The organism is Actinoplanes sp. NPDC049118 (assembly GCF_040648555.1).
Classification (GTDB): domain Bacteria; phylum Actinomycetota; class Actinomycetes; order Mycobacteriales; family Micromonosporaceae; genus Actinoplanes.
Genome location: NZ_JBEZDY010000018.1, coordinates 1 through 15,360 on the forward strand (window position 1 = coordinate 1; position 15,360 = coordinate 15,360).

The following is a 15,360-nucleotide window of genomic DNA, read 5'->3' on the forward strand; positions in this document are numbered from 1 at the left end:
GGCCGCGGTCGGGGCCCGGGCGGCGGGGGGGGGGGGCGGGGGGGGGGGGGGGCCCCGGGCCCCCGCGGGGGGCCGCCCGGCGGGGCGGGGGGGCCCGGCCCGGACGAGGACCCGGGCACGCGGATCCCTGACGGCGGCCGCCGCGGCGGCCGCCGCCCTTCTGGCGTTCGCCGCCCTGGCCGGCACGGCCGGCCGCCGCCCGCCGGCGGACGACGGAGGGAGTGCCCGGCGGGCACAGGCCGCGCCGACGGCCGAGGCCGGCCCGCCGCCGGCGCCCTTCGTCCTGCCGCGCGGCTTTGAGTGGTGGGATGATCCGAGCGGCTTCTCGGTGGCCGTACCGAGCGGCTGGGCCGAGGGCCGGGACGCGCGGGGAACCCGGTCCCTCACCGCGCCCGGCGGGCGGGCGAGCCTGCGGATCAGCCGGTGGAAGCCCGGCGCCGCGGACCTCGTCGCGGCGCTGATCGACGAGGAACGGCAGGTCACGCTTCCGGCGTACCGGCGCGTCCGGATCGAGGCGCTGCCCCGGACGCCCGGCGCCGTCTGGGAGTACACCTTCCGCGACCGCGCGTCGGTCCCGGCACGCGCCATGGCGCAGTTCGTCGTCGTCGACGGCTACACCTACCGCATCGAGTGGCGGACCACGCGGGCGGCCTGGGCGGCCAACCTGCAGAAACTCACGGCGGTGCTGGAAAGCTTCCGGCCGCTGCGCGGAGCCTGAGCGCCCGTCCGGTGGTCGGCGTAGCTTGTGGAGTGGCAGGCCGTCCCTCCGGCACACAGCGAGGAGCCACCGATGAACAAGCTCATCAACGACCCGGCGAACGTGGTCTCCGACGCGCTCCGCGGCGTCGCCGACGCCCATCCGGACCTGCGCGTCGACCACGAGAACCGCATCGTCTACCGCGCCGAAGCCCCGGTACGGGGCAAGGTCGGCCTGATCTCGGGCGGCGGGTCCGGCCACGAGCCCCTGCACGCCGGGTTCGTCGGCGCCGGCATGCTGGACGCCGCCTGCGCCGGCGAGATCTTCACCTCGCCGGTGCCGGACCAGATGGTGGCCGCGACCAAGGCCGTCGACGGCGGCGCCGGGGTGCTGCACATCGTCAAGAACTACACCGGCGACGTCATGAACTTCGAGATGGCGGCCGAGATCGCCGCGGCGGACACCGACGTCGCCGTCGCCTCCGTGGTGACCGACGACGACGTGGCGGTGCAGGACAGCCTGTACACGGCCGGGCGCCGGGGCGTCGGGGTGACCGTGCTGGTCGAGAAGATCGCCGGTGCGGCCGCGGAGCAGGGCAGGTCCCTCGCCGAGGTCGCCGACGTCGCCCGCACGGTCAACGCCAACGGCCGCAGCATGGGCATGGCGCTCACGTCCTGCACGGTGCCGGCCGCCGGCAAGCCCACGTTCGAGCTCCCGGACGGCCAGATGGAGATCGGCATCGGCATACACGGCGAGCCGGGCCGCCGCCGCGTGCCGACGGCGTCGGCCGCCGAGGTCGCCGAGATGCTCGTCGGTCCGATCCTCGGCGATCTCGACTTCACCGGCGGCGCCGGGGTGATCGCCTTCGTCAACGGCATGGGCGCCACCCCGATGATCGAGCTGTACGTGATGTACCACGAGATCGCGACGATCCTCGCCAAGGCGGGGGTCACCGTCGCCCGTACGCTTGTCGGCTCGTACATCACCAGCCTCGACATGGCCGGGTGCTCGGTCACCCTGGTCAAGGCCGACGACGAGATCCTGCGGCTGTGGGACGCGCCGGTGCGGACCCCGGCGCTGCGGTGGTGATCCCCCCGGAGATGACCTACACGGTGGGAACCCCGGCCCTCGCGGCCTGGATGAGGGAGTTCGCCCGGCTGGTCGCGGCCAACCGGGACCTGCTCACGGAGCTCGACTCCGCGATCGGGGACGCCGACCACGGCGCCAACATGGACCGCGGCATGACCGCCGTGCTCAAGGCGCTGGACGGCGAGGACGCCGGCACCCCGGCGATGCTGCTCAAGCGCGCCGGCATGACACTGATCAGCACTGTCGGCGGCGCCAGCGGCCCGCTGTACGGCACCGCGTTCCTGCGCATGGCCGCGGCGGCCGGCGCCGCCGGCGCCCTGGACGCGCAGGACTGCGCCAGGGTGCTGCGGGCGGCCCTCGACGGGGTGGTCGCGCGGGGCAGGGCCGAGGCCGGCGACAAGACGATGTACGACGCGCTGGCTCCCGCGGTGGACGCGCTGGACGCCGCGCTCGCCGCCGGCCGGGATCTCGGCGAGGCGCTGAAGGCCGCGGTCCGGGCGGCGGAGGAGGGCACGGCGGCGACGATCCCGATGATCGCCCGCAAGGGCCGCGCCAGCTACCTCGGCGAGCGCAGCGCCGGGCACCAGGACCCCGGCGCGACGTCGGTGACGCTGCTGCTGACGGCCGCCGCGACGGCGCTGGCCGACGGGGCCTGACGCCGGTGGTCGGCCTCGTCGTGGTCTGCCACAGCCGCGCGCTGGCCCGCGCCGCGGTGGCCCTCGCGGCGGAGATGGTGCACGGCGAGCCGGCACCGATCGAGGTCGCCGCGGGCCTCGACGAGACGACGTTCGGCACCGACGCGGTCGCCATCGCGGACGCCGTCGCCGCCGCCGACCGAGGCGACGGCGTGGTCGTCCTCATGGACCTGGGCAGCGCGGTGCTCTCCGCCGAGCTCGCGCTCGAGCTGCTCGAAGAGGACCTGCGCGACCGGGTCGTGCTCTGCCCGGCGCCGCTGGTAGAGGGCCTCGTCGCCGCCGCCGTCACCGCGGCGTCCGGCGCCGGCCGCCGGGAGGTCTCCGACGAGGCCACTGCGGCGATGGCGGGCAAGCAGTCCCACCTGGCGCCGGCCGCCGGCGTGGAACCGGCGTCCGGTGGCGGCATCGGGACCGGCCCGTCCGCCACCTTCACCGTGACCAACCCGCACGGCCTGCACGCGCGCCCGGCGGCGCGGCTCGTCGCCCAGGTCGCCGGGTACGACGCCGAGGTGGAGATCCGCAACCGCGGCACCGGATCGCCGTGGGTGTCCGCGTCCAGCCTCTCCCGCGTCGCGACCCTCGGCGCGCTGCACGGACACGAGCTCGAGGTGCGCGCGTCGGGAGCACAGGCGCGGGAGGCCGTCGACCGGGTCGTGGCGCTCGCCGCCCGCGCGTTCGACGAGGCGGACGCCGGGGAGCCCGCCGCGGACGCCCGCGCGGAGGCGGGCGCCGGGAACGGCTTCGTGGCGGAGGTGGGAGGGTTCGGGCGGCCGGCGTCGCCGGGGATCGCAATCGGTCCCGCCCGGCACCCGCACGCGTCCGCGCCCACCATCCCCGACGTCGCGTCCCAGGGCGCGGCGGCGGAATGGGACCGGATCGAGGACGCCCTGGCGACGGCCCGGCGGGACCTGCGCCGGGTCCGCGCCGACACGGCCCGCGAGGCCGGGGACGCCCACGCGGCGATCTTCGACGCCCACCTGCTGCTGCTCGGCGACGCCGACCTGCTCGCCGACGTGCGCTCCCGGCTCGGCGGCGGCGCGCCCGCCCCGCAGGCCTGGTCGGCGGCCACGGACCGGATCGCCGCCGAGTTCGGCGCGCTGGCCGATCCGTACCTCAGCGCCCGGGAGGCCGACGTCCGCGCGGTCGCCGCGCAGGTGCTGCGCGCCCTGCTCGGGGACTCCGCCGGGGCGCCGCCGGGTTTCGGCGTGCTGATCGCACCCGATCTCACCCCGGCGGAGGCGGCCGGTCTCGACACCGCCCGGGTGGCGGGCGTCCTGCTCGCGTACGGAAGCCCGACGTCGCACGGCGCGATCCTCGCGCGCGCCCGCGGGGTCCCCACGGTCGTCGGCCTGGGCGCGCGGGTGCTCGAGGTTCCCGACGGCACACCGGTCGCGTTGGACGGCGGAACCGGCGAGGTCGTCGTCGCGCCGCTCGGCCCGGTGCTGGCCACGTTCCGGCGACGGGCCGCCGAGCAGGCGTCGCGCCGGGAACGCGCGAGGGCGCGCGCCGGGTCGCCGGCCATGACCCGCGACGGCGTGCCCGTCGCCGTCGGCGCGAACGTGGGATCGCCGGCGGACGCGCGCGCCGCCGCCGATCACGGCGCCGACCTGGCGGGACTCGTGCGCACCGAGTTCCTGTTCCTCGGCCGCGACGCGGCGCCGGACGCCGGGGAGCAGCTGGCCGCCTACCGGGAGATCGCGGACGCGCTCGGCGGGCGGCGGATCACCGTGCGCACGCTCGACGTGGGCGGCGACAAGCCACTGCGGTACGTGCCGGCGGCCGCCGAGGACAACCCGTTCCTGGGCGTGCGGGGCATCCGGCATTCGCTAGAGCACCCGGAACTGCTCCGCGAACAGCTGCTGGCGATCGTCCGGTTGGCGCGCGAGGTGCCGGTTAGCGTCATGTTTCCCATGGTCAGCACCGTGCCCGAGGTGCTGCGCGCGCGCCGGATGCTCGACGAAGCACTCGCGCGCGCCGGCGGTGGCACCCCGTCCGGCCTGCGGGTCGGGATGATGATGGAGGTGCCGGCGGCCGCGCTGAAGACCGCCGCGTTCGCGCCGCACGTCGACTTCGTCAGCATCGGCACCAACGACCTGGCCCAGTACGCGCTGGCCGCCGAGCGCGGCAACGCCGCGCTGGCCGGCCTGTCCGACGGCACGGATCCCGGCGTGCTCCGGCTCATCGACGCGGTGTGCCGGGGCGCCGGCGGCCGGGTCCCGGTCGCGGTCTGCGGCGAGCTGGCCGGGGACGAGGCGGCGGTGCCGCTGCTGATCGGGCTCGGCGTGCGGGAGCTGAGCGTGGCGCCGCGGTCGGTGCCGGGCGTCAAGGAGGCCGTCCGCGCCACCGTCCTCGCCGAGGCCGCCGCGGCCGCGGCGCGGGCCCTGGATCTCGCGGATGCCGCGGCCGTCCGCGACCTGCTCGCGGCGGACGGCCGCGGGTAGCGAGGGCCGGGCCGTTGACAGACGGGAAACACGCGGGCAATCTGTGTTAACGGTCACATAGACCTGCATCAGTATGTTGCCCCGGAGGGCGTTCCCATGGGTGTCACACCGAACCGGCATCGGCTCGCGACGCTGGTGGCCGCGCTCGCGACGAGCGTCACCGTCCTCGCCGTCACCGGCGGACCCGTCCGCGCGGCCGCCGTGACCGTCACCAACGCGACCCGGTTCACCGACACCACGGGCGCCGTCGTGCATGCGCACGGCGGCGGCATGATCAAGGTCGGCGGCTATCACTACTGGTTCGGCGAGAACCGCAACGCCGACAACACCTTCCGGTACGTCTCCGCGTACCGCTCCAGCGACCTGCGGACGTGGGAGTTCCGCAATCACGTGCTCACCAGCGCGTCCGCCGGCGAGCTGGCGTCCGCCAACATCGAGCGCCCCAAGGTGATCTACAACGCCGCGACCGGGCAGTTCGTCATGTGGATGCACAAGGAGACCGCGACCGACTACGGGCAGGCCCGCGCCGCGGTGGCGGTGTCGAGCACCGTGGACGGCGCCTACTCCTACCGGGGCAGCTTCCGGCCGCTGGGCACGCACATGTCGCGGGACATCACCACCTTCGTCGACGACGACGGCACCGGCTACATGGTCTCGGCGGCCAACGAGAACGCCGACCTGAACGTCTACCAGCTGACCGCCGACTACACCGGCGTCGCCGCCCTGGTCCGCAGCTGGCCCGGCGCCGTCCGGGAGGCGCCGGCGCTGTTCAAGCGCAACGGCGTCTACTTCATGCTGACCTCCGGCGCCACCGGCTGGAGTCCCAACCAGCAGAAGTACTCCTCGACCACCTCCATCACCGGCACCTGGAGCGCCTGGCGCAACGCCGGCGACGCGACCGCCTACGGCTCGCAGACGGCGTACGTGCTGGCGATCGCCGGCACGTCGGCCACCTCGTACCTGTACCTGGGCGACCGGTGGGGCAACTCCCTGGGCGGCACGGTGAACGACTCCCGCTACGTCTGGCTGCCGCTGCGCTTCCCGAGCTCCACCACCATGGCGCTGGACTACTACCCGTCGCTGGTCATCGACGCGGCGGCCGGCACCGTGACCGGGCCGCCGGGCTCCTACCTCAACGTGGTGGCGCGACACTCCGGCAGGTGCCTGGACGTGGTGGGCGCGTCGGCCGCCGACAACGCCGAGATCATCCAGTACGCCTGCGGCGCCGGCCTCAACCAGCAGTGGCGGCGCGTCGACCTGGGGAACGGCTACATGCAGCTGGAGGCCCGGCACAGCGGCAAGTGTCTGGACGTGGCCGACCGGTCCACCGCCGACAACGCCCGCGTCGTGCAGTTCGCCTGCGGTACGGGCACCAACCAGCAGTGGCAGGTCCAGGACGCCGGCGGCGGGTACCAGCGGTTCGTGGCCCGCCACAGCGGCCGGTGCCTCGACGTCATCAGCGGCGGCACCGCCGACGGCGTCCGGCTCATCCAGTACGCCTGCGGCGCGGGCACCAACCAGCAGTGGCTCGGCCGTACGCCATAGGACGTCATCCGGTCGGGATGAGGTGATCGCGGCCTTGGTCATCCAGGTTTGAGGAACGTGCCCGCTGTCCCTGGAGAGGCTCTCGTGTCGGACCAGTCGTATGACGTGATCGTGATCGGAACCGGCGCCGGTGGTGGAACCCTGGCGCACCGGCTGGCCTCCACCGGCCGGCGCATCCTGCTGCTCGAACGCGGCACCTACCTGCCCCGGGAACGCGACAACTGGGAGTCGACCGCCGTCTTCGTCAAGGGCAAGTACCGGGCGCCGGAGTTCTGGCTCGACCGGCACGGCAACGAGTTCCCGCCCGAGGTGAACTACTACGTCGGCGGCAACACCAAGTTCTACGGCGCGGCGCTGTTCCGGCTGCGGCCGCAGGACTTCGGCGAGCTGCGCCACCACGGCGGACTCTCCCCGGCCTGGCCGATCGACTACGCCGACCTGGAGCCGTACTACACGCAGGCGGAGCACCTCTACCTGGTGCACGGCCGGCACGGCGAGGACCCGACGGAGGGCCCGGCGAGCGCGCCGTACCGCTTCGGGCCGGTGCGGCACGAGCCGCGCATCCAGCAGCTCAGCGACGACCTGGAGAAGCAGGGCCTGCACCCGTTCCACCTGCCGATCGGGGTGAACCTGACCCAGGACGAGGACGGCCAGGCCACCCACGACAGCGTGTGCATGCGGTGCGATCGGGTCGACGGGTTCCCCTGCCTGGTCGGCGCCAAGTCGGACGCGCAGGTCATCTGCGTCGACCCGGCGCTGGCCGCACACCCCAACCTCGAGCTGATGCTGAACGCCGACGTGCGCACGCTGGAGACCGACCCGACCGGCCGCAGCGTGACGGCCGTCGTCACCGAACTCGGCGACGGGACGACCGTGCGGCTGAGCGCGGACATCGTCGTCGTCGCCTGTGGCGCGATCAACTCGGCGGCGCTGCTGCTGCGCTCGGCCAACGACCGGCACCCGCGCGGGCTGGCCAACAGCTCGGACGTCGTCGGCCGGCACTACATGCGGCACAACAACCTGGCGCTCATGGGCGTCTCCAAGGAGCCGAACCCGACCCGGTTCCAGAAGACCCTGGCGATGAACGACTGGTACCTCGGCGCCGACGACTGGGACTACCCGCTCGGCGGAATCCAGATGCTCGGCAAGAGCGACGCGGAGCAGATCAAGGCGAACGCGCCCCGCTGGGCCGGGCGGGTGTCGCCCGAGATGCCGTTCGAGGTGCTCGCGCACCACGCCGTCGACTTCTGGCTCTGCGGCGAGGACCTGCCGCGGCCGGACAACCGGGTCACCCTCGAGGCTGACGGGCAGATCCGCCTCACCCTCGACGAGAAGAACAACGTCGAGGGCCTGCACCGGCTGCGGCGCAAGCTGCAGGGCATGCTGGGCAGGCTGGGGATGCAGGAACGGCACCTGCTCGACCACAGCGTCTACCTGCACAAGGGAATGCCGATCGGGGCCACCGCGCACCAGGCCGGCACCGTCCGGTTCGGCACCGACCCGGGCAGCTCCGCGCTCGACGTCAACTGCAAGGCCCACGACCTGGACAACCTGTACGTGGTCGACACGAGCTTTTTCCCGAGCATCGGGGCGGTGAACCCGTCGCTGACGGCCATCGCCAACGCCCTACGGGTCGGTGACCACCTGGCCGGCCGGCTCGCCTGAGCCGAGCGGCGGCTCCTCACGCGCGGTGGTGGGGTCCTCGCCCAGGCGGTCGCGCTGGTCGAGGGTGTACACCAGGACCAGGGCCGGCCCGACCAGCAGCACCGCCACGCCGAACCACACCAGTACCCAGCGCATCGTGGCGGGCGCGCCGGCGCCCTGCTCGATGGTCAGGGTGAACGGCAGCAGGTACGGGTACTGCGCCACCGCCCAGGCCCAGACCAGCGCGGCAACGCCCACCACGGCGGCCGGGCGGGTGCCCCGGCCCCGGCCCCCTCCCCGCCCGGCCAGCCAGAACGTCGCGCCGAGCGCCAGCACGCCGATCGTCAGCAGCGGCCAGCCGCGCCCGACCAGCAGGTCGAACATCCGCCGCTGGTCGAAGCGGAGCGCCGTCAGCGCCGCGATGCCCAGCACCAGGCCGGCGGCGCCGGCGACGCGCGCCCTGGCCCGGAACCAGGCGGCCAGCGCCGGCAGGCCCCGCCGGCCGGCCTCGGCCACGAGGTAGCCGGCGGCGACGAACGCGCCGGTGGCGACCGCCAGCAGCCCGACCAGGACCGCGGTGACCGTCAGCCAGTCCGGCTCCGCCGTCGGCGCCGACCCCGTGCCGGCGAGCGGCACCCGGCCGGTCATCAGGGTGCCCAGGGTCAGCCCCAGGCAGAACGGGGTGAGCACCGATCCGAGCCCGAACAGCCATCCGGCCAGGTGCCGGGCGCCGGTGCGGGCGGCATCCTTGCGCACCGCGAAGCTCGCACCGCGCAGCACGATCCCCACGGCGGCCAGCGTGAGCGGCACGAACAGCGTCGTCATGATCGCCGCGAAGGCGGGCCCGAACGCGGTCCAGCACAGGATCAGCATGAAGACCAGCCACATGTGGTTGACCTCCCACACCGGCGTGACCGCGGCGTCGATAAGCGCCCGGGGCCGCCGGCCGCCCTCCCGGCCGCCGGCCGTCAGGTCCCACAGCCCGGCCCCGAAGTCGGCCAGGCCCGAGCAGGCGTACAGCGTCATCGCGAGGACCATGATGACCGCGACGGCCTCGGCGGTGTTCACCGCGCCGCCGCCTCGTCCTCGGGCGCGACGGCGGGCCGCGGCCCGTACGGCACGGCGTCGTCCGGCGTCTCGTCGTCGCGGCGCCACCGCCGCGACATCGCGCGCAGCGTGGCGACGGTCGCGGCGCCGACGAGCGTGTAGAGGACCACGATGACGGTGAAGCTCACCCAGACGCCGTCGGCCTGGGTGACCGCGTCCTCGGTGCGCAGGTGGCCGTAGACCACCCACGGCTGGCGGCCGACCTCGGTGACGATCCAGCCGGCCTCGACGGCGACGTAGGTCAGCACGCCCGAGCCGGCCGCGGCCCACAGGAACAGCCGGGAGTGCGGCACGTCGCGCCGCCGCCAGTACGCGATCACGAACCACACCACCAGCAGGAGCAGCACGGTCCCGATGCCCACCATGACGTCGAACGCCCAGTGCACGATGTTGACGTTGGAGGGCCGCTCGTCGGGGGGCATCTCCGACAGGCCGGGCACGTAGGTGTCGGTGCTGCCGCCGGCCAGCCACGAGTTCAGCCCGGGAATCCTGATGCCACCCCGCACCGTGTTGGTCTCGCTGTCGTACCGGCCGAACAGGATCTCCGGTTGATGGCTGCCCGGCTCGGTCACCACCTCCATGGCGGCGAACTTCGCCGGCTGGTCCTGGAAGACACCGACGGCCGCCAGGTCGCCGGCGCCGAGCTGGAGCGGGGTCGCGATCGCCGCGACCGTCAGCGGGATCAGGATGCCCAGCCGGTGGTACCGGTCGCGGCGGCCCCGCAGCCAGCCGACGACGTACACCGACGCCACGGTGAAGCCGGCGGCCATGTACGCCGCCAGCACGAAGTGCGACAGCTCGTACGGCAGCGCGTCGGTGAGGATGGCGGCGCCCGGGTCGATGTCGGTGATGCTGCCGTCGGCGGCGACGGTGAACCCGGCCGGCGTGTTCATCCAGGCGTTCGCCGAGATGATGGAGAACGTCCCCGCCAGCGCGACGAACGGGATCGGCAGCCCGAGCCAGAAGTGCGTCCAGGGCCGCAGCCGCCGCCACCCGTAGACGTACACCGCCATCAGGATCGCTTCCAGGAAGAACGCGACGCCCTCCATCGCGAACGGTATGCCGAACACCTCGCCGAACCGGCCGGTCAGGCCGGGCCACAGCAGGCCCATCTCGAACGACAGCACGGTGCCGGACGCCGCACCCACCGCGAAGGTGAGCGCCGCGACGTGCGACCAGCGCCGGGCCAGCTTGAGCGCGACGGTGTCGTTGCCGCGCAGGCCCTTGTAGTTGGCGATCAGCATCAGGGCCGGCAGCGCCACCCCGATCGGCACGAAGATGATGTGGAACATCAGGGTGAACGCCATCTGCTGGCGCGCCGGCAGCAGTTGGGCGGGCTCCGCGAGGATCGGCTCGGCAAGCATCCTCAGGCCGCTCAAGGTGAAGCCCCTCCCTACCGCGTGGCCGACCGCTGGCTGGTCGGCTCGGCATCGTCTGCACACACCGTCGCCTCCGTGCCGGACGTGGGCATCGTCCGGGCCGGATGAACCGCGCGGGCGGACCGCCGGAGCGCCGCCCGGATCTCATCCACCGGGGATGACGTGTCGCCGCGTCCCGTGTTCGACGCTGATGCCGACGACATCGCGGCGCGAGGGGGCATCCGAATGGGCGAGGCAGGCCGGCCTGCCCAGGCGCACGTCGTGGTGGTGGGCGGCGGGTTCGCCGGTGTGGCCTGCGCGAAGCGTCTGGCCGGCGAGCCCCGCGCCCGGGTCACCCTGCTCGACCGGACCGGGCGGCACCAGTTCCAGCCGCTGCTGTACCAGGTCGCCACCGCCGAGCTCACGCCGCGCGACATCCAGTTCGACCTGGCGGCGATGTTCGCCCGGCACGACAACATCGAGGCGCGCACCGCGGAGGTGGCGGCGTTCGACCCGGGCGCGCCGGCGGTGACGCTGGCCGACGGCACCACCCTCGCCGCCGACGCCGTCGTGCTCGCCGCGGGCGCCACCCCGAACTTCTTCCGCACCCCCGGCGCCGAGCGGTACGCGTTCCCGCTCTACAGCCTCTCCGACGCCGAACGCATCCGGGCCCGGCTGCTGGAGCTGTTCCGCGAGGCCGCCGCGAAGCCCGAGCTGATCGACGAGGGAGCGCTGACCTTCGTGGTGGTGGGCAGCGGGCCCACCGGCGTGGAGATCGCCGGTGCCGTCGCCGAACTCGCGCACGACGTCATGCCGCACGTCCACCCGCAGCTCAGCGCGGCCCGGGCCACGGTGATCGTCGTCGATCACGGGCACGCCGTGCTCGGCGCGTTCTCCGCCGAGGCGCACGACTACGCGGCACGCCAGCTGCGGCGCCGCGGCGTCGAGCTGCGCCTCGGAACGGCCGTGAAGGAGGTCGCGCACGACCGGGTGGTGCTGGGGGACGGCACCAGCGTCCCGACCCGCCTGACGATCTGGGGCGGCGGCGAGCAGGCGGTGCCGCTCGCCGGGCAGTCCGGCCTGCCGCAGGGTCGCGGTGGGCGGGTCGACGTTGACGCCGACCTGAGCGTGCCCGGCTTCCCCGCCGTGTACGCGGTCGGGGACGTCGCCAACATTCCCGACCGCGACGGCGCGCTGCTACCGCAGCTCGGCAGCGTCGCGCAGCAGGCCGGCGACTGGGCCGCCGGGAACATCATCGCCGACCTCGAGGGAGGTAACCGGCAACCGTTCCACTACCAGGACAAGGGGATCATGGCGATGATCGGCCGCAAGGCCGCCGTCGCGGAGATCGGCGCACGCCGGCACGAGCTGGACGGCCGGCTCGCGTTCACGGCGTGGCTCGGCGTGCACGCACAACTGCTGGCGAACACGGGTGCGGAGCTTCGCGCGTTCCTGGCCTGGGCGGAGGAGTTCTACCTGCGGCCGGCGCACCGCTCGGCCAAGCTGTTGCACCCCTCCGCCGTGGATGTACCACGCATCGACTGGAGCAGCCCGTAGGCGGCTGCGAGAAAGGCGGCTTCATGGCAAGCGATCCACGTTCCGCGGACGTCCTGGTCATCTTCGGCATCACCGGGGACCTGGCCAAGGTGATGACGTTCCGGGCCCTGTACCGGCTGGAGGCCCGCGATCTGCTCGACTGCCCGGTCGTCGGGGTCGCCGTCGACGGCTGGAGCCGCGAGGACCTCGCCACGCACGCCCGCGCGGCGATCGAGGGTGCCGGCGAGAAGATCGACGATCAGGTGTTCGACCGGTTCCTGGCGCGCACCAGCTACCTCGCCGGCGACTTCGCCGCCCCGGCCACGTACGCCGCCGTGGCCGACGCGATCGGCGGCGCCCGGACGCCGGTGTACTACCTGGAGATCCCGCCGTTCCTGTTCGGCCGCGTCGCGCAGGGGCTGGGCGACGCCGGCCTGATCCGCGACGGCCGGATCGTGGTCGAGAAGCCGTTCGGCCACGACCTGGAGTCCGCGCGGGCGCTCGCGGCGGAGATGCACGAGCACGTGGACGAGGCTCAGCTGTTCCGCATCGACCACTTCCTCGGCAAGCTGGGCCTGGACGAGCTGCTGTACCTCCGGTTCGCCAACACGATGCTCGAACCGGCGTGGAACCGCAACTACGTCGAGTCCGTGCAGATCACCATGGCCGAGAGCTTCGGCGTCGCCGACCGCGGACACTTCTACGACCCGGTCGGCGCCCTGCGCGACGTCGTCGTCAACCACCTCATGCAGGTCCTCTCGGCCGGCGCCATGGAGCCACCGGCCGGTAGCGGCATCGACTCGATCAAGGACGCCCAGGTCGCGTTCTGGCGCGCCGTGGTCGACGCCGACCCCGCCCGGTACGTCCGCGGTCAGCACGACGGCTACCGCGACGTGCCCGGCGTGGCCGCGGACTCGACCACCGAGACCTACGCGGCGCTGCGCCTGGAGGTCGACAACTGGCGCTGGTCCGGCGTCCCGTTCTTCATCCGGACCGGCAAGCTGATGCCGGTCACGCAGACCGAGTTCCGGCTCGTGTTCAAGCGCCCGCCGCGGCTCGGGCTGCGGCCGCGCGGCGAGTGGAGCCCCGACCGCAACGACCTCGTGATCAAGCTGGACCCGTCGACCGGCATCCAGATGCGCCTCGAGGCGCACCGGACCGAGTCGCCCCTTCCCGAGCCGATCACCCTCGACATGGAGTTCGCGCAGCAGGGCGGGGACGAGCCGGCGCCGTACGAGGTGCTGCTGCGGGCCGCGATGGCCGGCAACAGCACGCGCTTCACCCGGCAGGACGGCGTCGAGGAGACCTGGCGGATCCTCCAGCCGCTGCTCGACTCGCCGCCGCCGGTGCAGCCCTACGCGCCGGGCTCGTGGGGCCCGGCCGCGGCGGAGGCGCTGACGGCCGACGTCGGCGGCTGGCGCGGCCCGTGGACGACCGGGAGGGATTGAGGTATTCCAATAGGTTTCAGCCCGTACGGTGCGAGTTGCGGCAGACGAGACGGTCGGTCGCCCCCGAGGTCCGAATCGGACGGTGGGGGAGGGCCGTGTGACCCCTTACGTACTTTCGGTGACGAATCTAGGTTGCTGGATGTCGGAACCATCGTTTCCGGAGGGGAGAACACATCGTGGTGTCTCGCTCGTCACGACGACGTCTGGGCGGCATCGCCGCCGTGGCGGTCTTGCTGGGGGCGTTCGTCGTCGCCGGCCCCGCGCAGGCGACGTCCAGCGGCAACCGAGTCAAACAACTCACCAAATCCGTCACCCTCGGCGGCGTGCTGCGCCACCTCACGGCGTTGCAGGCGATCGCGTCGCACAGCGGCGGCAACCGGGCGTCCGGCACGCCGGGGTACGACCGCAGCGCGGACTATGTGGCGACGTTGATGCGCCTGGCGGGATATCGCGTCACCCGCCAGCCGTTCCAGTTCAACTTCTGCGAGGACAGCGGCTCGTCCTTCGTCCAGAACGCACCGACCCCGACCACCTATGTGGACCAGCAGGACTACGACGTCCTGGACTGCTCGGGCGACGGCACCGCGACCGGCGCGGTCGTGCCCGTCGACCTGCAGCTGACGACGCCGAACACCAGCACGTCGGGCTGCGAGGCGACCGACTTCGCCGGCGTGGCGGGCAACATCGCGCTGCTGCAGCGCGGCACGTGCCCGTTCGGCCAGAAGGTGGCGAACGCCGAGGCCGCCGGGGCGATCGGGGCGATCGTCATGAACCAGGGCAACACGACCGGGCCGGATCGCCAGGATCTCTTCTTCGGCACGCTGGGCAACCCGGTCGGCATCCCCGCCGTCTCGATCTCGTACCCGCAGGGCGTCGCGTTCGCCGGCACGCCGGGCCTGAACGTGACAATCACGACCGAGACCATCGCCGAGGTGCGCGACACCGAGAACGTCTTCGCCGAGTCGCGCCACGGCAACCCCGACGAGGTGGTGATGGTCGGGGCACACCTCGACTCCGAACCGGACACGGCGGGCATCAACGACAACGGCTCCGGCAGCGCCGGCATCCTCGAGGTCGCGCTGCAGATGCGGGACTTCAAGACGAAGAACAAGGTGCGTTTCGCGTGGTGGGGCGCCGAGGAGTCCAACCTCTCCGGATCGACGTTCTACGTGAACAACCTCAGCGACGCCGAGCACGCCAAGATCGCCCTGTACCTGAACTTCGACATGATCGGCTCGCCCAATTACACCTTCGGCGTGTACGACGGCGACGACTCGGCCGCCGAGGGCGCGGGTCCCGGGCCGGCCGGATCGGCGCAGATCGAGGGCGTCCTTCAGGCCTACTTCGCCTCGCAGCGCCAGGCCACCGCGGCGGCGGACTTCACCGGCCGCTCCGACTACGGGCCGTTCATCGCGACCGGCATCCCGGCCGGCGGCCTGTTCACCGGCGCGGAGGTGGTCAAGACCGAGGCGGACGTCGCGCTCTGGGGCGGCATCGCGGGCCAGCAGTACGACCCGTGCTACCACGCACCCTGCGACAGCCTGACCCCCGAGCGCAACGGCGCCGACGCCGCGGTCTACGCCCAGCTCCGGCGGGTGTACCGGCTGTTCGGCAACGTAAACACGTTCGCCATCGACAAGAACGCCGACGCCGTCGCCACGGCGGTCGCGACGTTCGCGTACGACACCTCGTCGATCCCGCCGCGCCCCGCCGCGGCTTCGACGCTGTCGGCGGCCGCCGCGCCGACGCCCGTGCGGACCGCACAGGGTGACTGGACCCGGTAACGACGACGCCCGGCAC

General features: G+C 73.4%; 10 protein-coding genes and 2 pseudogenes. 10 read left to right on the plus strand and 2 right to left on the minus strand.

Annotated features, from left to right (window positions below):
* Positions 1-328 precede the first annotated feature (328 nt).
* From AB0B58_RS26780 to AB0B58_RS26805, 6 genes are all read left to right on the plus strand, one after another.
* Positions 329-718: a hypothetical protein gene (locus AB0B58_RS26780; RefSeq protein WP_360229027.1), complete on the plus strand. Its 390-nt coding sequence runs from the start codon at positions 329-331 to the stop codon at positions 716-718.
* 72 nt (positions 719-790) lie between these two features.
* Positions 791-1,786, plus strand: coding sequence for a dihydroxyacetone kinase subunit DhaK (gene dhaK / locus AB0B58_RS26785; RefSeq protein ID WP_360229030.1), 996 nt, complete (start codon positions 791-793; stop codon positions 1,784-1,786).
* An 11-nt stretch (positions 1,787-1,797) separates the two neighbouring features.
* Complete coding sequence (gene dhaL, locus AB0B58_RS26790) at positions 1,798-2,442, plus strand: dihydroxyacetone kinase subunit DhaL (protein WP_360229033.1); 645 nt, start codon at positions 1,798-1,800, stop codon at positions 2,440-2,442.
* Between the two features lie 5 nt (positions 2,443-2,447).
* Positions 2,448-4,922 (plus strand): phosphoenolpyruvate--protein phosphotransferase, encoded by a 2,475-nt coding sequence (gene ptsP / locus AB0B58_RS26795; RefSeq protein WP_360229036.1) that lies wholly within the window; start codon positions 2,448-2,450, stop codon positions 4,920-4,922.
* 96 nt (positions 4,923-5,018) lie between these two features.
* Positions 5,019-6,467 (plus strand): RICIN domain-containing protein, encoded by a 1,449-nt coding sequence (locus tag AB0B58_RS26800; RefSeq protein ID WP_360229039.1) that lies wholly within the window; start codon positions 5,019-5,021, stop codon positions 6,465-6,467.
* Positions 6,468-6,551: 84 nt separating this feature from the next.
* A complete protein-coding gene (locus tag AB0B58_RS26805) occupies positions 6,552-8,132 on the plus strand; it encodes a GMC family oxidoreductase (protein WP_360229042.1) in 1,581 nt (526 codons plus the stop codon).
* Here AB0B58_RS26805 and AB0B58_RS26810 read toward each other — a convergent pair.
* The gene (locus AB0B58_RS26810; RefSeq protein ID WP_360229045.1) at positions 8,094-9,179 is read right to left on the minus strand and encodes a cytochrome d ubiquinol oxidase subunit II; all 1,086 of its coding nucleotides are present in this window, start codon (positions 9,177-9,179) and stop codon (positions 8,094-8,096) included. The genes AB0B58_RS26805 and AB0B58_RS26810 overlap by 39 nt on opposite strands.
* Positions 9,176-10,597 (minus strand): cytochrome ubiquinol oxidase subunit I, encoded by a 1,422-nt coding sequence (locus tag AB0B58_RS26815; RefSeq protein ID WP_360229048.1) that lies wholly within the window; start codon positions 10,595-10,597, stop codon positions 9,176-9,178. The genes AB0B58_RS26810 and AB0B58_RS26815 overlap by 4 nt, the downstream gene beginning before the upstream one ends.
* A 225-nt stretch (positions 10,598-10,822) precedes the next feature.
* On the opposite strand from AB0B58_RS26815, the gene AB0B58_RS26820 reads away from it, so the two are divergent.
* The 4 genes and pseudogenes from AB0B58_RS26820 to AB0B58_RS26835 all read left to right on the plus strand — a co-directional run.
* Entirely contained in the window at positions 10,823-12,133 is a 1,311-nt protein-coding gene (locus tag AB0B58_RS26820; protein WP_360229051.1) for an NAD(P)/FAD-dependent oxidoreductase, read from the plus strand.
* Positions 12,134-12,156: 23 nt separating this feature from the next.
* Entirely contained in the window at positions 12,157-13,560 is a 1,404-nt protein-coding gene (zwf, locus tag AB0B58_RS26825) for a glucose-6-phosphate dehydrogenase (RefSeq protein ID WP_360229054.1), read from the plus strand.
* A gap of 431 nt (positions 13,561-13,991) precedes the next feature.
* Positions 13,992-14,423: pseudogene (locus AB0B58_RS26830) on the plus strand (PA domain-containing protein); the annotation flags it as partial.
* Positions 14,424-14,507: 84 nt separating this feature from the next.
* Positions 14,508-15,218: pseudogene (locus AB0B58_RS26835) on the plus strand (M28 family peptidase); the annotation flags it as partial.
* Positions 15,219-15,360 lie beyond the last annotated feature (142 nt).

What these genes read in the sequence shown, in the direction of transcription:
- AB0B58_RS26800 (WP_360229039.1), top strand. Translation starts at nt 5,019, where the DNA reads ATGGGTGTCACACCGAACCGGCATCGGCTCGCGACGCTGGTGGCCGCG.
- dhaK (WP_360229030.1), top strand. Translation starts at nt 791, where the DNA reads ATGAACAAGCTCATCAACGACCCGGCGAACGTGGTCTCCGACGCGCTC.
- zwf (WP_360229054.1), top strand. Translation starts at nt 12,157, where the DNA reads ATGGCAAGCGATCCACGTTCCGCGGACGTCCTGGTCATCTTCGGCATC.
- dhaL (WP_360229033.1), top strand. Translation starts at nt 1,798, where the DNA reads ATGACCTACACGGTGGGAACCCCGGCCCTCGCGGCCTGGATGAGGGAG.
- AB0B58_RS26820 (WP_360229051.1), top strand. Translation starts at nt 10,823, where the DNA reads ATGGGCGAGGCAGGCCGGCCTGCCCAGGCGCACGTCGTGGTGGTGGGC.